Below are 23,425 nucleotides of genomic sequence, written 5' to 3'. Positions count from 1 at the left end.
AGCTAGGACCATCAGGTCCGTAGCGAAGCTCGGGTGAGGGGTTCAGCCTCTCGACTCGCGCTCGCTGCACGCTGCGCACCCCTCATCCGGCGCTCCGCCACCTTCTCCCTGAGTGGAGAAGGGACAGACTTGAACCTCGCGGCCCAATAGCCGTTACTCTCCCGCCATGCCGACCCCGTTCCTCGCCCGCGACCTGCGCGTCATTCCCATCGACGCCTATATCGATCCGCCGGTCCCGCGCGCCCGGGCGATCATCACGCATGGCCACTCCGATCACGCCCGCTCCGGCCATGGCGCGGTGCTCGCCACCCCCGACACCATCGCCATCATGAAGGCGCGCTATGGCGAGGACTCGGCCGAGACCTTCCAGCCGCTCGAGTTCGATACCCCGCTCGTAGTCGACGACGTCACCATCACGCTCAAACCCGCCGGCCATATCCTCGGCTCGGCCCAGGTGCTGCTCGAGCACCAGGGCCAGCGCATCGTCGTCACCGGCGACTACAAGCGCCTCCCCGATCGGACCGCCCAGCCGTTCGAGCTCGCCGAGTGCGATCTCCTCGTCACCGAGGCCACCTTCGGTCTTCCCGTCTTCCAGCACCCCAATCCGCAGGACGAGGTGGCGCGCCTCCTCCGCTCCGCCGCTACCTTCCCCGACCGCGCCCATGTCATCGGCTGCTATGCGCTCGGCAAGGCGCAGCGGATGATCGCGCTGCTCCGCGACGCCGGCTACGATGCGCCGATCTACCTCCACGGCGCGATGATCCGGCTCTGCGAGCTCTATGTCGAGCGCGGCATCCCGCTCGGGCTGCTGAAGCCGACGCTCGGCACCACCAAGTCCGAGCTCGCCGGCCAGATCGTCATCGCACCGCCCTCGGCCATCAAGGACCGCTGGAGCCGGCGGCTCCCCGATCCGGTGCTCGCCGTCGCCTCGGGGTGGATGAGCGTCAAGCAGCGCGCCCGGCAGTCCGGCGTCGAGCTGCCGCTGGTCATCTCCGATCACGCCGACTGGAACGAATTGCGCGAGACCATCGCCGAAACCGGCGCCAGCAAGGTCTGGGTAACCCATGGCCGCGAGGACGCGCTGGTTTACCATTGCCGGCAGCAGGGGCTCGAGGCAGAACCGCTCAACATCCGGGCCTTCGAGGAAGGCGAGGACCAGGGGGACACCGAGGAACAAGGGGAGCTTGAAACGTGAGGCGCTTCGCCCAGTTGATGGAGCTCCTCGCGCTCACCCCCTCGCGCAATCGCAAGATCGAGGCGCTGGCCGAGTATTTTCGTTCGACCCCCGATCCCGATCGCGGCTATGCCCTCGCCATCCTCACCGGCGCGCTGACCTTCAAGAACGTCAAGCCGGCGATCCTCCGCGATGTCGTCCTCGCCGAAGTCGACCCGTATCTCTTCGGCCTCAGCTACGACTATGTCGGAGACCTCGGCGAGACCATCGCGCTGATCTGGCCCCACCATGGCGGCACCGAGCCGCTGCCGTCACTTTCGGACCTGGTCGAACTCTTCAACATGACCAGCAAGGCCGACCTCCCCCGCCTCATCGGCTCGCTGCTGACCCGCGCCTCGATCAACGAGCGCTGGGCGCTGGTGAAGTTCGCCACCGGGGCGCTCCGCATCGGGCTCTCGGCGCGGCTGGCCAAAACCGCGCTGGCCGACATGAGCGGCAAGGACCTGCAGGATATCGAGGAAGTCTGGAACGGCCTCACCGTCCCCTACACCGATCTCTTCGACTGGCTGACCGGCAAGGCCGAGCGCCCCGACATCGACCACACAGCGCGCTTCCACCCGCTGATGCTATCGAACCCGATCGACGAGGAGAAGGACCTCGAAAAGCTCGACCCGGCCGATTTCGTCGCCGAGTGGAAATGGGATGGCATCCGGGTCCAGCTGATCGCGTCCAAGGGCAAGGTGTCGCTGTTCTCACGCACCGGCGACGACATCGCCGCCGCCTTCCCCGACGTGACCGAAAGCGTCTTCGGCGACGCGGTGCTCGATGGCGAATTGCTGGTCGGCCCCGACTTCGAACCGATGCTGTTCAACGACCTGCAGCAGCGGTTGAACCGCAAGGTGGCTATTGGCAAACATCTAGCGACTTATCCTGCATTCGTGCGCGTCTATGACATGCTTTTCGAGGGCGTTGACGACATCCGCAGCCTCCCCTGGACCGAGCGCCGCCGGCACCTCGAAGCCTGGTTCGCGAAGAACCCGCAGACCCGCATCGACCTCTCGCCAGTCCTCAGTTACCGCGACTGGAACGATCTCGCCGAGATCCGCCGCCGCGGCGCCGCCGACCACGGCCACGAAGGCGTCATGGTCAAGCTGCGCTCCGCCCCCTATGTCCCGGGCCGTCCTAAAGGCCTGTGGTACAAGTGGAAACGCGATCCCAACGTGGTCGATGCAATCCTCATGTACGCCCAGCGCGGCCACGGCAAGCGCTCGTCGTTCTACTCGGACTACACATTCGGCGTCTGGAAGGGCAACGAGATCGTTCCCATCGGCAAGGCCTATTTCGGCTTCACCGACGAGGAGCTGAAGCAGCTCGACAAATGGGTCCGCAACAACACCGTCGCCAGCTTCGGCCCGGTCCGCGAAGTCAGCAAAGAACTGGTCTTCGAGGTAGCCTTTGATTCTGCTCAGCAATCCGGCCGCCACAAATCCGGCATCGCGCTTCGCTTCCCCCGCATCAACCGGATAAGGTGGGACAAGCCCGCCACCGAAGCCGCGACGATCGAAGACATGCAAATCTTCCTCGCCGCCACCTGAGGCTCCCATGTCGCTCGCCGCCATCGAAAGAAAGATCGTCGCGCTGGAAGGCGAATGCTCGCCGCCGTCACTCGCGAGGACTACGAAGCCGCGGCCCGCCTCCGCGACGAAATCGCCGCCCTCAAAGGCGGCGCCGCCGTCCGGAAGCCCCCGCCGGGCGAAATGGGGCTGGGCACCAACGTCCCGGTGGTCGAGCCGCCCAAAGGCTGGAAGCGCCCGAAAAAGCCGGACCTGATGACGAACGTGAAACCGCGGAAGCGCTAGCTACTTATGGTAGTGGTACCGGCATTGGGCAATGATCAGGTCGTCGCCATTCACGCGGTAGACGAGGCGATGTTCGTCATCGATACGGCGTGACCACCACCCCGCGAAGTCGTCGCGTAGCGGTTCCGGCTTGCCGATGCCGTCGAAAGGGGTTCGATTGCACTCCATGATCAGCCGGTTCAGGCGCCGAAGCATCTGTCGGTCGTTGTCCATCCAATGTTGGTAGTCCTCCCAGCCTTTGCTGAGAAAGACGTACCTCACTCGATCAACTTCCGTTCGCTCCCGCCGCCTGCCTCATACTCGGCGATAGACTCCCGCAGCCGCTTGGCATTCTCGGGGCTCTTCATCAGGTGCTGCGTCGCTTCCCAGGATCCGAATTCCTCAAGCGAGAGGAGGATCGCTGCCGGCTTGCCGCCCGAGCGTACAATGATCAGCGGCTCGCTGTCGCTCTCGACCCGGTCGAGTTCGCTGGCGAGGTTCTTGCGGAAATCTGTGGCTGTGATGGCGCGCATGCAAAATACATACGTGATTACGTACGTAAATTCAACCCCGCACCCGCTGTTCATCCGCCAGCTTGCGGATTTCCCGCAGCTCGCCGATCGTCGTTTCGAGATCGGCTTTCTGCCGCTCCAGCAGCCCCAGGCGCTCATCCACCTTGTCGACCAGCAGCCGCGTCTGCGCCGCCTGCGATTGGGCGTCGTAGAGGCTCAGGTAGTCCGAGATGTCGCGCAGCGAAAAGCCCAGCCGCTTGCCGCGGAGGATGAGGATCAGCCGCGCGCGGTCGCGGCGGCGGAACACGCGGGTGCCGCCGACTCGCTCGGGGTTGAGCAGCCCCTTGGTCTCGTAGAAGCGGATGGCGCGCGTCGAGATGCCGAACTCCTGGCTGAGGTCGGCGATGGCGAACAGGTCGCGGTTTTCGGTTTCAGGCCGGTTCATGCTTCTTGCCCCGCGCGGCGTATTCCTCGCGCAGTTCCTTTTTCGAGAGCTTGCCAATCAGCGTCTTGGGCAGCTGGTCCTTGAAGATGATTTCCTTGGGCATTTCCAGCTTGTTGAGCGTCTCGGCAAGGAATTTCTTGAGCTCGGATTCCGTCACCTGTTGGTCGGCCCTGAGCTTGACGAAGGCGACCGGGGCCTCGCCGCGATATTCATCCGGCACGCCGATGACGTTGACCTCCTCCACCGCCGGGTGGTGCATCATTGCCTCCTCGATATTGCGCGGGTAGACGTTGAAGCCCGACGAGATGATCAGGTCCTTGATGCGGTCGACGAGGAACACATAGCCGTCCTCGTCGATATAGCCGACATCGCCGGAGCGCAGCCACCCGTCGACGAACGCGTCCCTGGTCGCCTCCGGGTTGTTGTAATAGCCGAGCATGACCTGCGGGCCCTTCACCTGCAGTTCGCCGCGTTCGCCCAGCTTCACCACCTTGCCGGTCTCGACGTCGACGAAGCGGATGTCGGTGCCGGGCAAAGGCTGGCCGATCGACATGGGCTTCGATGGCACGCGCAGCGCCGCGCAGCAGACCACCGGCGAGGCCTCTGTCAGCCCATAGCCCTCGGCGAGCAGCGCCTTCGACACCTTCGACCACTTGGCCCGCACCTCGTCGGCGAGCGGCGCGCCGCCCGAGATCACCACCTCGACCGAACTCAGATGCGCCTCGGCCCGGCTGCCGGCCTTGGCCAGCGCCTGCACCAGCGTCGGCACCGCCGGTAGGATATTGGCGCCGGTGCGGGTCAACAGGTCGAGCAGCGCCTTGAGCTCGAACCGCGGCAGCATCACCACCTGCGAGCCGACCGAGAGCGGCACGTTCATGCACACGGTCATCGAGAAGATGTGGAAGAACGGCAGCACCGCCACGACACGGCTCGGCGGATAGAACAGCCCGCACCCCCATGCGTCGATCTGGCTCAAATTGGCGGCGATGTTGGCATGGCTCAGCATGGCGCCCTTGGGCAGCCCGGTGGTGCCACCGGTATATTGCTGCACCGCCACGTCCTTCTTGGCGTCGATGCTCACCGGTGCGGGCGTCAGTTTGCGCGCGATAAGCTCCTCGAAAGCGGTGACCTTGGCGGCGATGCCGCCCTCCTTCGGCTTGCTCAGGTCCTTGGACTTGGCCATCCGGTACAGCAGTCGCTTCACCGCCGGCAGCGCGTCGGGGAAGTGGCAGACGATGAGCCGCTTCACCTGCCCGGCCTCGACCAGTGCCTCGGCCTTGTCGAACACCTGCTTCAGGTCGAGCGTCACCATCAGCTCGGCGCCTGAATTGCCAACGATGTGGGTGAGCTCGTGCACGGTGTAGAGCGGGTTGCAGTTGACGACGATGCCGCCGATGCGCAGCACGGCGTAGTAGGCGATGACGTAGAACGGCGTGTTGGGCAGCAGCAGCGCTACGCGCGTGCCCTTCTTGACCCCGAGCTCGGTCTGTAGCGCCCCGGCGAAGGCGTTGATCAACCGCGCCAACTCCCCGAACCGGGTGCGCTTGCCGAGGAAATCGAGGGCGACGGCGTCGGGGGTGCGGGCACAGGCCGCCAGCACCTGCTCATGCACCGGCGTCAGGTCGATCTTGGCGTCCCAGGAGATGCCCTCCGGGTAGTGCTTGATCCACGGGCGCGTAGCGCCCTTCGCTGCCGCAGCGGCCATTATCGTCCTCCTCGGGCTATTGCGCCCGTCTTGAGAAGAAATATCCCACCTATTGACGTTAGCGTCAAAGGGAGGACGTTGAATTTGATCGGCGGGGTGCACGTGCTGCGTGGTTACCCGGCGGCAATCCATCGACACACGGGGTGCTTCGGTCGGGTTGCCTCACCGCGAGGCGCGGGTCCACCCGTTGACGTATACGTCAACCATCGCTATTTACTGGCGATGGTACCGGCCCGGACATAGACTCCGTGGGCGGAGTCACCGGGAGCGGGTGTCGTCTCCCTTCCCGGCGGGCGCCGCGACCGGTCTGGTCGAGGAGAACATGCATGGCCTGGGCGCTTCTGATCCTGTCCATCATCGTGCTCGCCGTGCTGGCGATGCGCCGGGCGCCGCTGTGGCAATGGGCGGTGGCCGCGCTAATCATTGGGGCGCTGACCCGCATCTCGACAGACAACGGCAGCCTGTGGCTGATGACCGACACGCTCGGCTGGGTGCTGGCGCTGCTGCCGGCCGTCATCCTTGGCCTTCTGGCCATCCCCCAGGTGCGAAAGCTCGTCCTCACCGGCCCGGCCTATGGCCTGGTCAAATCCATCCTGCCGCGCGTTAGCCGCACCGAGCAGGAAGCGCTCGATGCCGGCACCGTCGGCTGGGATGCAGAACTGTTCTCCGGCCGCCCGAACTGGCAGAAGCTGCTGGGCATCCGCAAGCCGACGCTGAGCACCGAGGAGCGGGCTTTCCTCGACGGGCCGTGCGAAACAGTCTGCGCCATGATCGACGAGTGGGACACGCGCAACAACCGCGCCGACATGCCGCCCGCCGTCTGGCAGTACCTTAAGGATCAGGGCTTTCTCGGCATGCTGATCGGCCGCGAGCATGGCGGGCTCGGCTTCTCGGCACAGGCGCAGAGCCAGGTGGTGTCGAAGATCGCCAGCCGCTCGATCGCTGCCGGTATCACCGTCATGGTGCCCAACTCGCTCGGGCCGGGCGAGCTGCTCGAGAAATACGGCACCCCCGAGCAGAAGAAGAAATACCTGAGCCGCCTCGCCAAGGGCCTCGAAGTGCCGTGCTTTGCGCTCACCGGGCCGCATGCCGGCTCCGATGCCGCGGGCATGCGCGATGTCGGGGTCGTCTGCTACGACATGTACGAGGGCAAGAAAACGCTAGGCGTCAAGCTCAGCTGGGACAAGCGCTACATCACGCTCGCCCCCGTCGCGACGCTGCTCGGCCTCGCCTTCCATCTCCACGATCCGGATCATCTGATCGGCGAAGTCGACAATGTCGGCATCACGCTGGCGCTGGTGCCGGCCAAGTACAAGGGCGTGAAGATCGGCCGCCGGCACTATCCGGCGCGCTCGGCCTTCATGAACGGCCCCACCCAGGGCCGCAACGTCTTCGTGCCCATGGATTTCCTCATCGGCGGTATCGAGTATGCGGGGCAGGGCTGGCGCATGCTGATGGAGTGCCTCGCCACCGGCCGCGCCATCTCGCTACCCGCCATCGGCACCGTGTCGATCAAGCAGGCCCTCCGCGTCACCTCGGCCTATGCCCGCATCCGCCGGCAGTTCGGTATTCCGGTCGGGCTGATGGAAGGCGTCGCCGAGCCGCTGAGCCGCATGGTGCGGTCGGCGTACACATTCGAGGCCTCCCGCGCGCTGACCGCCTCGATGGTCGACGAAGGCCAGCGTCCCTCAGTGCTGTCGGCCCTGCTCAAGTACCGCACTACCGAGGCGATGCGCGACCGGATCAACGACGCCATGGACATCCATGGCGGCCGCGCCGTGCAGGATGGGCCGTCGAACTACCTGTTCGGCGGCTATGCGACGACGCCGGTGGCGATCACCGTCGAGGGCGCCAACATCCTCACCCGCACGCTGATCACCTTCGCCCAGGGCGCGCTCCGCGCCCATCCCTATCTCTATGCCGAGATTTCCGCCGCGCAGAACAAGGACAGGAAGGCCGGCATCGCCGCTTTCGACACCGCCTTCTGCGGCCATGTCGGCTTCATGCTGCGTAACATGGCGGGCAGCTTCCTCCATGCCGTCAGCTTCGGCGCCTGCGCCTCGACCCCGGTCGATCACGAGATGGGCCACTGGTACCGGCAGCTCAGCCGCTACACCCAAAGCTTCGCGCTCTGCGGCGACTGGACCGTGGCCTTCCTCGGCGGCGACCTCAAGCGCAAGCAGCGCCTCTCCGGCCGTATGGCCGACATCCTCTCCGATCTCTATCTCCTCTCCGCGATCCTCAAGCGCTATGAGGACGACGGTCGGATCCAGGAGGACCGGCCGATCGTCGACGCAGTGGCTCGCGACCTGATCTACTCGCTCGAACAGAGCTTTGCCGCGGTCTTCGCCAACTTCCCGAATGTCGTGCTCAGGAACCTGATGCGGGTTCTAGTGTTTCCGTTGGGGCGGCACGCCAAGCCCGCCTCGGACCGCGAGACCTATCGGCTGGCGCGTGCCGTCATGCAGCCCGGCGCCTTCCGCGACCGGCTCACCAAGGGAACCTATGTGTCGATGGACCCCAAGGATGTCACCGGTGTGCTCGAAGACGGGCTGATCAAGGTCACCGGCGCAGTCGAGATCGAGACCAAGTTCATCCGCGCCATCAAGAAGGGGACGATCGAGCGCCGGCTTGATCGCGATACCATCACCGACGCGGTGGAGGCTGGCGTCCTCACCGAAGCGGAAGCGGCGACGCTGCGGCTCGCCGACCAGGCGAGCGACCGGGTGATCAAGGTCGACGATTTCGATTTCGACGAACTGGGTTCCAAGCAGGTTCGGCGCGAGCCGGCCGTCGACGCGGCCGCCGAATAACCCCAGCGACAACGAGGAGCCTGAAATGGCCCAACCACAGATGCCCCCGAGCCGCAGCTGGACGTTCGACCTCGATTTCGAGGGGATCGGCTGGCTGACCATCGACGTGCCCGACGCTTCGGTGAACACCCTCAGTCGCGAAACCATCACCGAGCTCAGCGCTATCGTCACCCGGCTCGAAGAGCTGGTGCAGGCGGGCGAACTCAAGGGCGTGGTCCTGCTCTCAGGCAAGGACTCTGGCTTCATCGCCGGCGCCGACGTCACCGAATTCGATGAGATGAGCGATCCCGGCGTGCTCAACGCCGCGCTCGAACGCGCCCACGCGCTGGTCGATCGGATCGAGGCGCTGAAGGTGCCAGTGGTTGCCGGCATCCATGGCTTCTGCCTCGGCGGCGGGCTCGAGCTGGCGCTCGCCTGCCAGTACCGGATCGCCGTGAACGACGACAAGACCCGCATCGGCTTTCCCGAAGTCAATCTCGGCATCTTCCCCGGCTTCGGGGGCTCCGGCCGTTCGGTCCGGCAGGCGGGTCCGGTCGATGCCATGCAGATCATGCTCACCGGCAAGCTGCTGCGCGCCAGCCAGGCCCGCCGCATGGGGCTGGTCGACAAGCTGGTCCGCCATCGCGACACGCTGCGGTGGGAAGGCAGGAAGGCCGTGCTGCAGAATAGGAAGAGCAGCGTCGCGCCGTTCAGCAAGCGCGCCATGGCCATCGGCCCGCTTCGCGGCTACGTCGCCAACAAGATGCGCGAGGAGGCAAGGAAGAAGGCTCGCCCCGAGCACTATCCGGCGCCGTATTCGCTGATCGACCTGTTCGAGGAGCACGGCAATGACTGGCGCGCCATGAAGCAGGGCGAGATCGCCCGCTTCGTGCCGTTGATGGATTCTCCGACCTCGAAAAATCTCCGCCGCGTGTTCTTTCTCTCCGAGGGCCTCAAGAAGCAGGGCGTGCGCGGTGCGAAGAAGCCCGTGTTCCGGCGCGTCCACGTCATCGGCGCCGGCGTCATGGGCGGCGATATAGCCGCCTGGTGCGCGCTGCGCGGGCTGGGCGTGACGCTGCAGGATCTCGACATGGAGCGCATCAAGCCGGCGCTCGACCGCGCCAAGGCGTTGTTCAAGAAGCGCCTGCGTTCGAAGACCGAGATCGACAATGCCGTCGCCCGGCTCGAGGCCGACGTCACCGGCAAGGGCCTCGCCCGCGCCGACGTGGTGATCGAGGCCGTGGTCGAGAACCTCGAGATCAAGCGGAAGATCTTCGCCGACGCCGAGCTCAAGGTGAAACCGGAGGCGATCCTCGCCACCAACACCTCCTCGATCGAGCTCGAGCGCATCGCCGAGGGGCTCGCCAATCCCGGCCGGCTGATCGGGCTGCATTTCTTCAACCCGGTGGCGCAGCTGCCGCTGGTCGAAGTGATCCGGTCGACCTTCAACTCCGACGAGGAGATCGCCCGCGGCGCCAGCTTCGCGCTCGCCATCGGCAAGTCGCCAGTGGTGGTGAAGTCGGCCCCCGGCTTCCTCGTCAACCGCGTGCTGATGCCCTACATGCTGGGCGCCGTGCAGCGGGTCGAAGCGGGCGCCAACAAGGAACAGATCGACGCCGCGGCGGTTGCCTTCGGCATGCCGATGGGGCCCATCGAGCTGATGGACACCGTCGGCCTCGATGTCGGCAAGTCGGTCGCCGAGGAACTCGGCAACACCGTCCCCACCGACGGCCAGTTTGCAAAACTCGTCGCCGAGAAGAAGCTGGGCCGCAAGACCGGGCAGGGCTTCTACACCTGGACCAACGGCAAGGCGGTGAAAGCCGAGGCGCCACCGCATGAAGACCTCGCCGGCCTCGGTCGCGAGCTGGTGCAGCCGCTGGTCGATGCCACGGTCGTCGTCGTCGGCGAAGGCGTCGTCGCCTCGGACGATCTTGCCGATATTGGCGTCATCTACGGGACCGGTTTCGCGCCGTTCCTCGGGGGGCCGATGCAGGCCCGCAAGGACGGGAGAGCCTGATGGCCGAACTACGCAAGGTCGCCATCGTGGGCTCGGCCCGCATCCCCTTCGCACGCGCCTATACGGGCTATGCGGAGGAGGGGAACCTCTCGATGCTCGGCGCGGCGCTCGGCGGCCTCATCGACAAATACAACCTCAAGGGCGAGGCGATCGGCGAAGTCATGGCCGGCGCCGTGCTCAGCCACAGCCGCGATTTCAACCTCGCCCGCGAAGCCAGTCTCGATGCCGGCCTCTCCCCCCGCACCCCGGGGACCAACGTGCAGATCGCCTGCGGCACCTCGCTGCAGGCCGCCCTCAGCCTCGGCGCCAAGATCGCCATCGGTGAGATCGACAGCGGCATCGCGGCCGGCTCCGACACCGTCTCCGACAGCCCGGTGGTCTTCGGCGACAAGTTCCAGCACCGCGCCATCGCTCTCAGCCGCGCCCGCACCACCGGCGAGAAGTTCAAGGCCTTCAAGGGCTTCAACCTCGGCGAACTCGCCCCCGTCGCCCCCTCGACGCAGGAGCCGCGTACCGGCCTCTCGATGGGCCAGCATTGCGAGCTGATGGCCCGCCAGTGGCAGATCTCCCGCGAGGACCAGGACGCGCTGGCGCTCAGGAGCCACCAGAACGCCGCCCGCGCCTATGACGAAGGCTTCCACGACGATCTCGTCGTCCCCTTCGCCGGCGTCCTCAAGGACAACAATGTCCGCGCCGACACCAGCCTCGAGAAGATGGCGGCGATGAAGCCCGCCTTCGACAAGACCTCGGGCAAGGGCACGCTCACCGCCGCCAACTCCACCCCGCTCACCGACGGCGCCGCCTCGGTCCTCCTCGCCAGCGAGGACTGGGCCAAGGCCCGCGGCCTCCCGGTCCTCGCGTACCTGACTCTCGGTCAGGTCGCCGCCAACGATTTCGCCCATGGCGAGGGCCTCCTCATGGCGCCCACCATCGCAGTTTCGGAAATGCTCCGCCGCTCCAACCTGAGCTTCGCCGATATCGACTTCTTCGAAATCCACGAGGCCTTCGCCGCCCAGGTGCTCTGCACGCTGAAGGCCTGGCGCGACCAGGACTACAATCGCGACACCCTCGGCCGCGAGACGCCGCTCGGCGAGATCGATCCCGACAAGATCAACACCAAGGGCTCGAGCCTCGCCTACGGCCACCCCTTCGCCGCCACCGGCGCCCGCATCCTCGGCCTTACCGCCAAGCTCCTCCAGACCAGCGAAAAGCAGCGCGCCCTGATCTCCGTCTGCACCGCCGGAGGCATGGGCGTCGCCGCGCTGGTCGAGCGCGCGGTGTGATCAATATCCTCAATCCGCTCACATTTTCCCCACCGCGCAAAACACTTGACGCATACGTCATGTCCCGCTTGTCAGCGAAAACTTGATGCCCTAGGGTCCGTACCCAATCCGGCGGTTTCGACCACTCGGGCTAATTTGAGGCATGGGATACTAACCGTCATGCCCGTCAGGAAACGTCTTTTTCAAGGAGATGGGACAAGAATGAAAATAACACAGGTCCTGAAAGCGGTCGCGGCCGCCGGCGCGTTAGCGCTGTTCATGGGGAGCGCGGCGCAGGCCGTGACGCTTAACCTCGGCAATGGCAGCGAGCCCGGCTCGCTCGACCCGCACAAGGCCTCCGGTGACTGGGAGAACCGGATTATCGGCGAGCTCTACGAAGGCCTGATGGCCGAAGACACGCATGCCGACGCGATTGCCGGCCAGGCCGAGTCATGGACCATTTCGGACGACGGTCTCGTCTACACCTTCAAGATCCGCGCCGATGCGAACTGGTCCGACGGCGTGCCGGTGACGGCGCAGAACTGGGTCGATGCGTTCACCCGCCTGTTCGACCCCAAGACCGCCGCCGAATACGCCTACCTGCAGTATCCGATCAAGAACTCGTCCAAGATCGGCTCGGGCGAGATCACCGATTTCAGCCAGCTCGGCGTCAAGGCCATCGACGACAAGACGCTCGAGATTACGCTGGAAGCCTCGACCCCGTTCTTCCTCCAGGCGCTCACCCACTATACCGCCTATCCGATCCGCAAGGACATCATCGACAAGTTCGGCGACCAGTGGACGCAGCCCGAGAACATCGTCGGCAACGGCCCCTACAAGCTCGTCGAGTGGGTGCCCGGCTCGTACCTCCGCGGCGTCAAGTCCGACACCTATTACGGCAAGGACAGCCTGAAGATCGACGAGGTCCGCTGGGACAACACTGAGGATCTCACCGCCGCCCTCAGCCGCTATCGCGCCGGCGAACTCGACATCCTCACCGACTTCCCGGCTGACCAGTACAAGTTCCTGCAGGACAACTACCCCGGCCAGGCCCACGTGGCGCCGTTCCTCGGCATCTACTACTACGTGCTGAACCAGTCCAAGCCCCCGCTGGACAACGTGAATATCCGCAAGGCGCTGTCGATCTCGGTGCTGCGCGACGTGATCGGGCCGGACGTGCTCGGCACCGGCGAACTCCCCGCCTATGGCTGGGTCCCCGCCGGCACCGCCAACTACGAAGGCACGCCTTACGCGCCCGATTGGGCCGAAATGCCCTACGACCAGCGCGTCGAGGAGGCCAAGAAGCTGATGGCGGAAGCCGGCTATACCCCGGAGAACCCGCTCAAGCTCCAGCTGCGCTACAACACCAACGAGAACCATCAGCGCATCGCGGTGGCGATCTCCGACATGTGGAAGCAGATCGGCGTCCAGGTCGAACTGTTCAACGCCGAAACCGCCGTGCACTACGATGCCCTGCGCGCCGGCGACTTCAATGTCGGCCGCGCCGGCTGGCTGCTCGACTATTCCGACGCCAGCAACACGCTCGACCTGCTCAGGACGGGCACCACGCAGGACGGCGTGATGAACTGGGGCAACAACTACGGCCGCTACTCCAATCCGGAGTATGACAGCCTGATGGACCAGGCCTCCAAGGAGCTGGACCTGGTCAAGCGCTCAGGGCTGATGCACCAGGCCGAGGCCCTCGCGATGGACCAGTTCGCTGCCATCCCGATCTACTGGTACGTGTCCAAGAACGTCGTCTCGCCCAAGATCACGGGCTTTGAGGACAACGCCAAGGATATCAATCGTATCCGCTGGATGTCGAAGTCGGAGTAACCGGCTCAACCGGGGCCGCGGGCATCCGCCCGCGGTCCCCTTTCTGCATTGCCGCCGGCACACGGCGTTGACCCGCGGGCTGGCGGGAAGGGTTCACACAACATGTTCGGATATGCGCTCAGGCGCGTGCTGACGGCTATCCCGATCGTCCTGATCACGATCACCGTCTGCTTCTTCATTCTCCGGCTGGCGCCGGGCGGGCCGTTCGACGGCGAGCGCGCGCTGCCGCCCGACGTGATGAAGAACCTCAGGGCGCACTACAATCTCGATCAACCGCTGCTCACCCAGTACCTGATCTATCTGGGCGGCGTGCTGCGCGGCGATTTCGGCCCATCCATGGTGATGGAAGATTTCTCGGTGTCGCGGCTCATCAGCATCGGGCTGCCTTTCACGCTGATGCTCGGCTTCTCGGCCTTCGTCGTCGGCACCATCGGCGGCATGCTCGCCGGCGCGGTCGCCGCGGTGAACCAGAACAAGTGGCCGGATTACCTGCTGGTGGCGATCGTCCTCGTCGGCATCATCATCCCCAACTTCCTGATGGCAAACCTCGTGCAGCTGTTCTTCGGGGTCTATCTCCACTGGCTGCCGGTAGGGGGCTATCACCCCGGCTCTCTCATCCACTTGGTGCTGCCGATCTTCATCCTGGCGCTGCCGCATGGCGGGCGCGTCGCCCGGCTGGTGCGCGGCTCGATGATCGAGGTGCTGGGCACCAACTATGTGCGTACGGCCCGCTCCAAGGGGCTCGGCACGCGGCTGATCCTTGCCCGTCACGCGCTGAAACCGGCGCTGCTGCCGGTCGTGTCCTATCTCGGGCCGGGCCTCTCCTACCTCCTCACCGGCTCGCTGGTGGTTGAACAGGTGTTCGCGCTGCCCGGCATCGGCAAGTACTTCATCACCGCGGCGCTCAACCGCGACTACGGCCTCGTGCTCGGCACCACCATTCTCTACGTTTTCATCATCCTGGCGCTGAACCTCATCGTCGATGTCCTCTACGCTTGGCTCGATCCCAAGGTGAGGTACCGCTGATGGCCGGGATAACTGGTAAGGACGCCGCCCTCACCGCCTATGCCGATGCGCTCGCGGCCCAGGCGCCCAAGGGGCGCTCGCTGACGCAGGACGCGTTGCGGCGGCTGTTCAACAACAAGGCCGCGCTGCTCTCGATCTTCGTCCTCACGGCGATCGTGCTGTTCGCCTATATCGGCCCGTACCTTCTGCCCTGGGCCTACGACAAGATCGACTGGGCCGGCATTCGGAAGCCCCCCGACTGGGCCAAGGGCCACTATTTCGGCACCGACCAGAACGGCCGCGACATGCTGGCGCGCACGCTCCAGGGCACGCAGATGTCGCTCCTCGTCGCCGCCGTCGCCACCGGCGTCTCGGTGGTGATCGGGATCATCTACGGCGCCATCGCCGGCTATTTCGGCGGCCGGATCGACGCGGTGATGATGCGCTTCGTTGATATCATGTACGCGCTGCCCTACATCCTCTTCGTCATCATCCTCGTCGTCATCTTCGGACGCTCGCCGGTCCTGCTGTTCGTCGGCATCGGCTGCCTCGAATGGCTGACCATGGCGCGGATCGTGCGTGGACAGACGCTGTCGATCAAGCAGCGCGAGTTCATCGAGGCGGCGAAGGCCGGCGGGGCGCGGCCCTTCACCATCATCTTCCGCCACATCGTGCCCAACCTCACGGGCCCGGTGGTGATCTACGCGACGCTCACCATCCCCGAGATCATCATTACCGAGAGTTTCCTGAGCTACCTCGGGCTCGGCGTGCAGGAACCGCAGACTTCGCTCGGCACGCTAATCTCGTTCGGTGCCCCGGTCGCCGAAGCGCTGCCGTGGATGCTCTACACCCCGGCCGCGATCCTCGTCACCATGCTGCTCTGCTTCTCCTATCTGGGCGACGGCCTCCGCGACGCGCTCGACCCCAAGGACCGATAAGACAATGACCGATGTCCTCGTCGTCGACGATCTCGACGTCACCTTCGCCCTCCACGACTCCGAAGTTAAGGCGGTATCCGATCTCGATTTCAGCCTCGCCCAGGGCGAGACCCTCGCTGTGGTGGGCGAAAGCGGCTCGGGCAAGAGCCAGGCGTTCCTGTCGATCATGGGACTGCTGGCGAGGAACGGCAAAGCTTCGGGCCGCGCCATGATGGGCGACGTCAACCTCATCGGCCTGCCGCCCAACGAGCTCGACCGCTACCGTGGCAAGGACATCGCGATGATCTTCCAGGATCCGATGACCTCGCTGAACCCCACCCTCAAGGTGAAGACGCAACTCGCCGAGGTGCTGGTGCGGCACCAGGGCTACGACAACGAGAAGGCCAATCGGGCGGTGGTCGAGATGCTCGAGCGGGTCGGCATTCCCGAACCGGTCAAGCGCGCCAACGCCTATCCGCATGAGCTCTCGGGCGGCATGCGGCAGCGCGTGATGATCGCCATGGCGCTGCTCTGCCGGCCCAAGATCCTCATTGCCGACGAGCCGACCACGGCGCTCGACGTCACCGTGCAGGCGCAGATGCTCGACCTGTTCAAGACGCTGACCCACGATTTCGGCACCGCCATGGTGCTGATCACCCACGATCTCGGCGTCGTCGCGGGCATCGCCGACCGGATGATGGTGATGTATGGCGGCCGTTGCGTCGAAAAGGGGCCGACCGACACGCTGTTCTACGATCCGCGCCACCCCTACACGCTGGGGCTGCTGCATTCGACCCCGCACGTCGCCAAGCGCGCCAGGCGCCTCGATCCCATCCAGGGCCTGCCGCCCAGCCTCGAGCACCTGCCGCGCGGCTGCGCCTTCCACCCGCGCTGCGCCTTCCGCTTCGAGCGGTGCTTCGAGGAACGGCCCCCGCTGCTGCCGGTCGAAGCGGTGCGCGAAAAGGCCTGCTGGTATCAGGGCGAACTCAAATACGGGGAGGTCGCGTGATGCTCGATCGCACCGAGGACCTTCTCAGGATCGAGAACCTCTCGAAGAGCTTCTCCATCTCGGCGGGGCTGTTCGCCAAGCCGTTGCAGCTGCGCGCGCTGCAGGACATCAACTTCACGGTGAAGCGCGGCGAAACGCTGGGCATTGTCGGCGAGAGCGGCTGCGGCAAGTCCACGCTCGGCCGCTGCATCCTGCAATTGCTGACGCCCGACGAGGGCAGGGTCCTCTGGCTCGGGCAGGACATCAGCAAGCTCCCCGCCGAAGAGATGCGGAAGAAACGCCGCGATCTGCAGATCATCTTCCAGGACCCGCTGGCTTCGCTCAATCCGCGCATGACCGTGGGCGAGATCATCGCTGATCCGCTCCGCACCCTGATGCCCGAGATCGACGCCAGGGGCCGGCGCGAGCGCGTGCTGAAGACCATGGAGGCCGTCGGGCTCCTTCCCGAGATGATCAACCGCTACCCGCACGAGTTCTCCGGCGGGCAGGCGCAGCGCATCGGCATTGCCCGGGCGCTGATCAGTGAGCCCAAGCTGATCGTCTGCGACGAGCCGGTCTCCGCGCTCGATGTGTCGATCCAGGCGCAGATCCTCAACCTCCTCAGCGATCTCAAGGACCAGTTCGGGCTGACGCTGATCTTCATCTCGCACAACCTCTCGGTGGTGCGGCACGTCTCGGACCGCATCCTCGTGCTCTATCTCGGCCGCGTCGTCGAGCTGGCGGATGGTGACGACATCTACGGCGACCCTCGGCACCCCTACACCCGGGCGCTCCTGACCGCCGTGCCGATCCCCGATCCCAAGCGGGCGCGGCAACGGACCATCGACGGGCTGGTGGGCGAAATCCCCTCGCCGATCAACCAGCCGTCCGGCTGCACCTTCCGGACGCGCTGTCGCTACGCCCAACTGCGCTGCGCCGAAGTCCGCCCGCCGCTCGAGAATTTGCCCGGGGAACGTCTCGTCGCCTGCATCCGCTGGCAGGAGCTCGACCTCAAGCCTGGCGCTTGACGCCGGCGCGGCGCTCGCCGCCCTTGTGCTCGAGCTGCCTCCGCCGCCGGTCGGGGCCGGCATAGGCGTCGGCCTCGATGAACGGGCGGGGCGCCGCGAGGATCGACGCCAGCCGCTTTTCGATATCGGCAGCGGCGAACGGCTTGCGCAGGAACTCGGTGATCCCGGCATCGCGCGCCTCGGCAATCTCGCCGGCGTCGGGATTGGACGACATCATGATCACCGGCGTATCGCGATTGAGCCCCCCGGAGGCCGCCCGCAAGGCGCGGACCAGCGCGATGCCGTTCATCGGCATTAAGACGTCGTTCATCATGATGGCGCCGAAGCGGTGGGATTGCAGCAGCAGTGCTGCCCCATCCGAGTTCACCGCCTCCTCGACCAGCCGCACCTTGAGGTGCCGCAGCATCTGCCCGATCAGCGCCGCCATGTGCGCCGACGGATCGACAACCAGCACGTCAAGCCTGGAAAAGCCGGGTTTCTGCATCCTTGCAGTGTCGCATCGGCCCGTTGCCGCCCGGTTAACCCCGGGACGCCGGAAAACCGGCGCGTCGGCGTTGACAGCAGGGGGTTTTGCCCTTAAGCACAGCCCCAATTCGAAGGGCGCGCGGCGCCTCTTTTTGTTTCGGTTCCGAGGTTTGGAATGAAAGTCACCAATTCGCTCAAGGCCTTGATGGGTCGCCATCGCGCCAACAAGCTCGTGCGCCGCCGCGGCCGCGTGTACATCATCAACAAGGTGGACAAGCGCTACAAGGCCCGCCAGGGCTGAGCTTTCGCTCCCACCTGCGAACTTAATGGCCCGCGAAAGCGGGCCTTTTGCATTTGGGCAACCAAGACGGCAACGGATGAGTTATAGTAGTGGCCGGCGCATCCTCAGTGGATGCAGAGAGGCGCCACTATGCACTCGCAATCGGTTAGCGTGCTAATCGAGCAGTCGTTCGACCAGGTCTACGGTTTTCTTGTCGATCCGCTGAATTTCCCTTCCTGGGGACCAGTTGCAGATGTCGATATCCAATATATCGGTGGACTGGACTGGCTGGTGGATCAACGCCGCCACACGGTGATTCGCTTCACCGAACCGAACATCTACGGCGTGCTCGACTTTTCTACATTCCAAGAGGGCGGGCCGTTGCAGGCGCCGACGCCGGTGCGTGTCACGGCGAACGGCGATGCCGCCGAACTTACGGCCCTCTGGCGCCAGAAACCTGGGGTCTCCGACGTCCATTTCGCGTCCGAGATCGTCCTCATCGAGCACTACTTCGACAAGCTGAAGATCCTGCTCGAAGCCGATCCGGAGCCCGATACAAACGCCGAGTCCTAAGCCGCAAACGCCGCGATGATCCGCAGCCACGAGCGTATGCCCTTGTGGAAGCTGCGCAGATCGTACTTCTCGTTGGGCGAGTGGATGCGGTCGTCGTCGAGCGCGAAGCCGATCAGCAGCGTATCGAGCCCAAGCACACGCTTGAACTCCCCCGCCACCGGGATCGAGCCGCCCGAGCCGATCAATGCCGCCTCGTTCCCCCACTCGTCCTTCAGCGCCGCTGCGGCCTGCTTCACGAACGGACCATCGGTCGGCACAGACATTGCCGGGGAACCCCCGTGCTCGCTGAACGTCACCGTCGCATCGGGCGGCAGCCGGTCCGTGACGTGCTTCCGGAACGCCGCGCGGATCTTCTTCGGGTCCATCTCCGACACCAGCCGGAACGAGATCTTGGCGCTGGCCTTGGCCGGGATCACCGTCTTGAAGCCGTCGCCGGTATAGCCGCCGATGATACCATTGATCTCGCAGGTCGGCCGTGCGCGGGTCTGCTCGAGCACCGAGCGGCCCGTTTCGCCGGCCGGCGTCGTCAGTCCGGCGCCCCTCAGGAACGCCGCCTCGTCATAGGGCAGGCGCTTCCACTGCGCCGCGATATCCGCCGGCAGTTCCCTGACGTCGTCGTAGAACCCCTCGATGGCGACGCTGCCATCCGGGTTGCGCAGCGAGGCGATGACATCGGCCAGCACCTGGATCGGGTTGCGCGCGGCGTTGCCGAACATGCCTGAATGGAGGTCATGGCTGGCGCAGGTGATCTCGATCTCCTCTCCCACCAGCCCGCGGAGGCTGGTGACGATCGAGGGTGTCTCAGCGTTCCACAGGTCCGTATCGCAGACCAATGCGATATCCGCAGCGCCCAGTTCCTCGCGGTTAGCGTCTAGAAACCCCGGCAGGCTCTTGCTGCCGCTCTCTTCCTCGCCCTCGAAGAACAGCGTCACCTTGAGCGGCAGCAGCCCATTGACCGCCTTCCACGCCCGGCAGGCCTCGACGAAGGTCAGGAGCTGCCCCTTGTCGTCCGAGGTGCCGCGCCCCACGATTCGCGTCTCGCCCTTGTCGTCGTTTACCAGCGTCGCGGTGAACGGATCGGTGTGCCACAGGTTGAGCGGATCGACCGGCTGCACGTCGTAGTGCGCGTAGAACAGCACGTGCGGGCCGTCAGCCGCCCGATCGTGCGCCACCACCATCGGATGCCCGGGCGTCGCGCGCACCGAGGCATCGAAGCCCAGCGCCTCGAGGTCCCGCACCAGCCACTCCGCCGCCTGCCGCACGTCGCCGGCATAGGCCTTGTCGGTCGAGATCGACTTGATCGCCACGAGCGTCTTCAGCCGCTCGACGCTCTCGTCGAGATGAGCATCGGCATGGGCAAGCGCGGCTTCGAGGGCAGGGGACATCGTGGTTGATCCGTTGGTTCGAGTTCTGGGCCACCCCCACCCTCGTTCCCTCCCCACAAGGGGGAGGGAGGCGCAGGGGCCGACAGTCTTTTAGCCGCCGACCTTTCAGTCGTCTCACTCCCCCTTGTGGGGAGGGATCAAGGGTGGGGGTGGCCCACGCTCCGAAGCTTAGGACGACCCCGCCCCATCCTGCCGCACAAAGGCAATCCGCAGCATGTTCGTCGCTCCCGGCGTCCCCAGCGGAATTCCCGCCGTGATCGCGATCCGGTCGCCCGGCCGCGCCAGCCCCTCCTGGTAGGCGATGACGCAGGCGCGATCGACCATGTCCTCGAGGCTCACCGCATCGGGCGATTCGACGCAATGGATGCCCCACACCACCGACAACCGGCGCACCGTGCGCAGGTTCGGCGACAGTGCCAGGATCGGCTTGCTAGGCCGCTCGCGCGCCGCGCGGATGGCGGTCGAGCCCGACGAGGTGTAGGTGACGATCGCCGCCAGGTCGAGCGTCTCGGCCACCTGCCGGGTCGCCGCGGAGATCGCGTCGGCGGCGGTCGCCTCGGGCTCGGCCGACTGGGCACGGATGATGCCGCGATAGTTGATGTCGTTCTCGACCGCCACCGCCACCTTGTTCATCATGGTCACGGCTTCGACCGGATACATGCCCGAAGCGCTTTCTGCCGACAGCATCACCGCGTCGGCGCCTTCGAACACCGCGATCGACACGTCCGAGACTTCGGCGCGGGTCGGCACCGGCGAGGTAATCATCGACTCGAGCATCTGCGTCGCCACCACCACCGGCTTACCGTAGCGGCGGGCGATGCGGATCATGCGCTTCTGCAGTCCCGGCACCTGCTCGAGCGGCATCTCGACGCCGAGGTCGCCGCGCGCCACCATGAAGGCGTCGCAGAGCTTGATGATCTCCTCGAGCCGCTCCACCGCCTGCGGCTTTTCGATCTTGGCCATCACCCCGGCCCGGCCCTGGACGATCTTCCTGATGTCGATGATGTCCTCGGGGCGCTGGACGAAGCTCACGGCGATCCAGTCGGCCTCGGCCTCGAGCCCCTTCAGCAGGTCCGCGTGGTCCTTTTCGGTCAGCGCGCCCATCGGCAGCAGCGTATCGGGCAGGCTCACGCCCTTCTTGTCGCTGAGCTTGCCGCCATAGACCACCTCGGTCTCGACCTGCCCGCCGCCGACCTTGGTGGCCTTGAGCTGGAGCTTGCCGTCATCGAGCAGCAGGCGATCGCCCACCGAGACGGATTCGAGGATTTCCGGGTGCGGCAGGTACACGCGCTCGACGGTGCCGGGGGTATCGGAGCTGTCGAGGATGAACCGGGCGCCGCTCGTCAGCTGCACCGCGCCTTCGGCGAAGCGGCCGACGCGCAGTTTCGGGCCCTGCAGGTCGACGAGGATGCCGAGCGGGTGGTGCAGACGGGTCTCGACATTGCGGATGAAGCCGACGGTCTGCTTCAACACTTCGTGGCTGGCATGGCTCATGTTGATGCGGAAAACATCCGCGCCGGCACGCGCCAGCTTCTCGATCGTCGCTTCGTCGTTGGACGCCGGGCCCAATGTGGCGACGATCTTCACGCGTCTCATGCGTCTCATTCGAGTGGTGCACCTTCATCAAGGGGAGTGTTATCGGCGGGTGCCTGGGCACCATTGTCATTGGGCAAGTCGCCTTCGAGCGGCACCGCCTCAGCGGGGGCGTCCGTCTCTGTGCTGACCACCTCCCCATCGGTCAACTGCAGCGTCCAGTCGCTGCGATTATGCGTATCGACCTCGAAAAACCCGGTCCGTTCGTAGCCGCGCGCCAGGCAATCCTCAACCCCGAAGATGGTGAAGGTCTCGTCGCGCGTGCACATGAAGACGTTGCCGTCCCAGGCGCCGCCGCTGACGTCATCAGCGGCATAGAGATAGTAGTAGCGGCGCGCCTCGAGGTCGCCGCGATAGACGGTGACGCAATTGGTCGGCTCGGCCACCCACCAGCCTTCAGATTGCCAGCCCTTCTCGGCGCGATAGCCGAAGGCGATCGAGACCTTGTTGGCGGTTTCGTTGCAGACGCGCAGGCTCCCTTCGCCGGCGCCGGCGCCGGCGCCCGTGACCGGGGCCTCGGCCGCCGGCGCCTGCTGCGCCTGTGCGGCAGCGGGGCTCAGCGGGGTGTCGGCGCGCGGCAGGAAGACCCAGATGGTGATAGCGATGAACGCGGCGGCGAGCACACCAGCGATGGCCAGGATGTAGCGCAATGGATTGTCCGGATTGGGTGCCTGAAATCGTTTGCAGCGCGCGAGGTGTTGTGCGCAGCGCCCTCGTCGCTGTCAACCGCTAAACGAGGCATTTGGCGGAATTGCGAACCGCCCGGCGAGCGGTGTGGATTGACGCCGAATAGGCTTGAACCGTGGGCGGCGAACGGGTTGAACGGGGTCCGAAACGAAGAGGAATTCGACTATGGCCACCGTCTCCCCCGATAGCGTCGCCCAGGACCAGATCAAAGCCTTCATCGAGCGCATCGAACGGCTCGAGGAAGAGAAGGCCGCGATCGCCGGCGACATCAAGGAAGTGTACGCCGAGGCCAAGGGCAACGGGTTCGACACCAAGGTGCTGCGCAAAATCATCTCGATTCGCAAGCAAGACCACGCCGAGCGCATGGAACAGGAAGCGCTGCTGGAGCTCTACCTGACCGCACTGGGCATGGCGGCGGCGCCGAGCGACGACGAGTAGGGCAGGCGGACCGGAGGGGTCCAAAGCCTCGCGGCGCCAGGTAAAAGAACCGAAGCAGACGGCCCCTCCCCATCCCTCCCCACAATGGGGAGGGTGCCCGCCGGTGTGTCTGGCACGATCGAGCCACAACCTCGACTCTGCACCTCCCCCTTCATGGGGGAGGCCGGGAGGGGGCCCTCCGCCTCCGTCCAGCACGTAACCCGAGCCCCCTCAGAAATATTCTTCCCCCTCTTATCCCCGCGCTCTCCACCCGTCGTATTCTCCCCCCATCCGCTGCACCTGAAGCGAGGTCATGACGAGTGGTTGGCGCAGCGGAGACCGGGTGGGGTGGTAGTCGTATCACCCCAGGCGGAAACCCTGACGGTCGCCCCAGGTAGCGCGGGGAAGCCGCTATGCACGCGGGGTGGGGTCTTGCCGATCCCGCCGAGGAGCGAAAGCTGCCGGGCAAGGGCAGCGGGTGGAGGCGGGCGGGCCGGACCCCTTTG

General features: G+C 65.5%; 22 protein-coding genes. 14 read left to right on the top strand and 8 right to left on the bottom strand.

Features of this window, described 5'->3' with window-relative positions; translation table 11 throughout:
* Positions 1–166: 166 nt before the first annotated feature.
* From JWQ89_RS06540 to JWQ89_RS06530, 3 genes are read left to right on the top strand one after another with little or no spacing between them, the layout of a single operon-like run.
* On the top strand, positions 167–1,195 hold the full coding sequence (locus JWQ89_RS06540; protein ID WP_299639440.1) for a ligase-associated DNA damage response exonuclease: 1,029 nt from the start codon (positions 167–169) through the stop codon (positions 1,193–1,195).
* Positions 1,192–2,769 (top strand): cisplatin damage response ATP-dependent DNA ligase, encoded by a 1,578-nt coding sequence (locus JWQ89_RS06535; RefSeq protein ID WP_299639439.1) that lies wholly within the window; start codon positions 1,192–1,194, stop codon positions 2,767–2,769. Before JWQ89_RS06540 ends, JWQ89_RS06535 begins: the two co-directional genes overlap by 4 nt.
* A gap of 54 nt (positions 2,770–2,823) precedes the next feature.
* On the top strand, positions 2,824–3,033 hold the full coding sequence (locus tag JWQ89_RS06530; protein WP_299639438.1) for a UvrB/UvrC motif-containing protein: 210 nt from the start codon (positions 2,824–2,826) through the stop codon (positions 3,031–3,033).
* Here JWQ89_RS06530 and JWQ89_RS06525 read toward each other — a convergent pair whose 3' ends face one another.
* From JWQ89_RS06525 to JWQ89_RS06510, 4 genes are read right to left on the bottom strand one after another with little or no spacing between them, the layout of a single operon-like run.
* A complete protein-coding gene (locus tag JWQ89_RS06525; protein ID WP_299639437.1) occupies positions 3,034–3,294 on the bottom strand; it encodes a Txe/YoeB family addiction module toxin in 261 nt (86 codons plus the stop codon).
* Complete coding sequence (locus JWQ89_RS06520) at positions 3,291–3,545, bottom strand: type II toxin-antitoxin system prevent-host-death family antitoxin (RefSeq protein WP_299639436.1); 255 nt, start codon at positions 3,543–3,545, stop codon at positions 3,291–3,293. The genes JWQ89_RS06525 and JWQ89_RS06520 overlap by 4 nt, the downstream gene beginning before the upstream one ends.
* A 31-nt stretch (positions 3,546–3,576) precedes the next feature.
* Complete coding sequence (locus tag JWQ89_RS06515) at positions 3,577–3,969, bottom strand: MerR family transcriptional regulator (protein ID WP_299639435.1); 393 nt, start codon at positions 3,967–3,969, stop codon at positions 3,577–3,579.
* The gene (locus JWQ89_RS06510) at positions 3,956–5,674 is read right to left on the bottom strand and encodes a long-chain fatty acid--CoA ligase (RefSeq protein WP_299639434.1); all 1,719 of its coding nucleotides are present in this window, start codon (positions 5,672–5,674) and stop codon (positions 3,956–3,958) included. The genes JWQ89_RS06515 and JWQ89_RS06510 overlap by 14 nt, the downstream gene beginning before the upstream one ends.
* A 326-nt stretch (positions 5,675–6,000) precedes the next feature.
* Between JWQ89_RS06510 and JWQ89_RS06505 the strand changes: the two genes are divergently transcribed.
* The 8 genes from JWQ89_RS06505 (at position 6,001) to JWQ89_RS06470 (ending at position 17,519) form a co-directional block, all read left to right on the top strand.
* On the top strand, positions 6,001–8,487 hold the full coding sequence (locus JWQ89_RS06505; protein ID WP_299639433.1) for an acyl-CoA dehydrogenase: 2,487 nt from the start codon (positions 6,001–6,003) through the stop codon (positions 8,485–8,487).
* 25 nt (positions 8,488–8,512) lie between these two features.
* Complete coding sequence (locus JWQ89_RS06500; RefSeq protein WP_299639432.1) at positions 8,513–10,483, top strand: 3-hydroxyacyl-CoA dehydrogenase NAD-binding domain-containing protein; 1,971 nt, start codon at positions 8,513–8,515, stop codon at positions 10,481–10,483.
* Positions 10,483–11,766, top strand: a complete 1,284-nt coding sequence (locus tag JWQ89_RS06495) for an acetyl-CoA C-acetyltransferase (RefSeq protein ID WP_366143973.1) — start codon at positions 10,483–10,485, stop codon at positions 11,764–11,766. Before JWQ89_RS06500 ends, JWQ89_RS06495 begins: the two co-directional genes overlap by 1 nt.
* 258 nt (positions 11,767–12,024) lie before the next feature.
* Complete coding sequence (locus JWQ89_RS06490) at positions 12,025–13,581, top strand: peptide ABC transporter substrate-binding protein (protein ID WP_299639448.1); 1,557 nt, start codon at positions 12,025–12,027, stop codon at positions 13,579–13,581.
* A gap of 102 nt (positions 13,582–13,683) precedes the next feature.
* A complete protein-coding gene (locus JWQ89_RS06485; protein WP_299639431.1) occupies positions 13,684–14,607 on the top strand; it encodes an ABC transporter permease subunit in 924 nt (307 codons plus the stop codon).
* On the top strand, positions 14,607–15,524 hold the full coding sequence (locus JWQ89_RS06480; RefSeq protein WP_299639430.1) for an ABC transporter permease subunit: 918 nt from the start codon (positions 14,607–14,609) through the stop codon (positions 15,522–15,524). The genes JWQ89_RS06485 and JWQ89_RS06480 overlap by 1 nt, the downstream gene beginning before the upstream one ends.
* Positions 15,525–15,528: 4 nt before the next feature.
* The gene (locus tag JWQ89_RS06475; protein WP_299639429.1) at positions 15,529–16,512 is read left to right on the top strand and encodes an ABC transporter ATP-binding protein; all 984 of its coding nucleotides are present in this window, start codon (positions 15,529–15,531) and stop codon (positions 16,510–16,512) included.
* Positions 16,512–17,519, top strand: coding sequence for an oligopeptide/dipeptide ABC transporter ATP-binding protein (locus tag JWQ89_RS06470; protein ID WP_299639427.1), 1,008 nt, complete (start codon positions 16,512–16,514; stop codon positions 17,517–17,519). Before JWQ89_RS06475 ends, JWQ89_RS06470 begins: the two co-directional genes overlap by 1 nt.
* Here JWQ89_RS06470 and JWQ89_RS06465 read toward each other — a convergent pair.
* Positions 17,503–18,003 carry a response regulator gene (locus JWQ89_RS06465; RefSeq protein WP_299639424.1) on the bottom strand — a complete coding sequence of 167 codons (501 nt, stop codon included), beginning with the start codon at positions 18,001–18,003 and terminating at the stop codon, positions 17,503–17,505. The two genes, JWQ89_RS06470 and JWQ89_RS06465, sit on opposite strands and share 17 nt — an antisense overlap.
* A 156-nt stretch (positions 18,004–18,159) precedes the next feature.
* Here JWQ89_RS06465 and ykgO point away from each other — a divergent pair, with 156 nt between their 5' ends.
* Both ykgO and JWQ89_RS06455 read left to right on the top strand, forming a co-directional pair.
* The gene (gene ykgO, locus JWQ89_RS06460) at positions 18,160–18,285 is read left to right on the top strand and encodes a type B 50S ribosomal protein L36 (protein ID WP_055046235.1); all 126 of its coding nucleotides are present in this window, start codon (positions 18,160–18,162) and stop codon (positions 18,283–18,285) included.
* A 129-nt stretch (positions 18,286–18,414) separates the two neighbouring features.
* On the top strand, positions 18,415–18,837 hold the full coding sequence (locus JWQ89_RS06455; protein WP_299639422.1) for a hypothetical protein: 423 nt from the start codon (positions 18,415–18,417) through the stop codon (positions 18,835–18,837).
* Here the strand turns inward: JWQ89_RS06455 and JWQ89_RS06450 are convergent.
* From JWQ89_RS06450 to JWQ89_RS06440, 3 genes are all read right to left on the bottom strand, one after another.
* Positions 18,834–20,222, bottom strand: a complete 1,389-nt coding sequence (locus JWQ89_RS06450; RefSeq protein ID WP_299639421.1) for a M20/M25/M40 family metallo-hydrolase — start codon at positions 20,220–20,222, stop codon at positions 18,834–18,836. The genes JWQ89_RS06455 and JWQ89_RS06450 overlap by 4 nt on opposite strands.
* Positions 20,223–20,390: 168 nt before the next feature.
* Positions 20,391–21,827 carry a pyruvate kinase gene (gene pyk, locus JWQ89_RS06445; RefSeq protein WP_299639419.1) on the bottom strand — a complete coding sequence of 479 codons (1,437 nt, stop codon included), beginning with the start codon at positions 21,825–21,827 and terminating at the stop codon, positions 20,391–20,393.
* Complete coding sequence (locus JWQ89_RS06440; protein ID WP_299639418.1) at positions 21,824–22,465, bottom strand: DUF1036 domain-containing protein; 642 nt, start codon at positions 22,463–22,465, stop codon at positions 21,824–21,826. Before JWQ89_RS06440 ends, pyk begins: the two co-directional genes overlap by 4 nt.
* Before the next feature lie 202 nt (positions 22,466–22,667).
* On the opposite strand from JWQ89_RS06440, the gene JWQ89_RS06435 reads away from it, so the two are divergent.
* Positions 22,668–22,940 (top strand): DUF2312 domain-containing protein, encoded by a 273-nt coding sequence (locus JWQ89_RS06435; RefSeq protein WP_299639417.1) that lies wholly within the window; start codon positions 22,668–22,670, stop codon positions 22,938–22,940.
* Positions 22,941–23,425 lie beyond the last annotated feature (485 nt).

Origin of the sequence: Devosia sp., assembly GCF_028290645.1 — a bacterium.
Lineage (GTDB): Bacteria > Pseudomonadota > Alphaproteobacteria > Rhizobiales > Devosiaceae > Devosia_A.
Note: the sequence above shows the minus strand (reverse complement) of the source record. Positions and strands in the feature narration are given on the sequence as shown.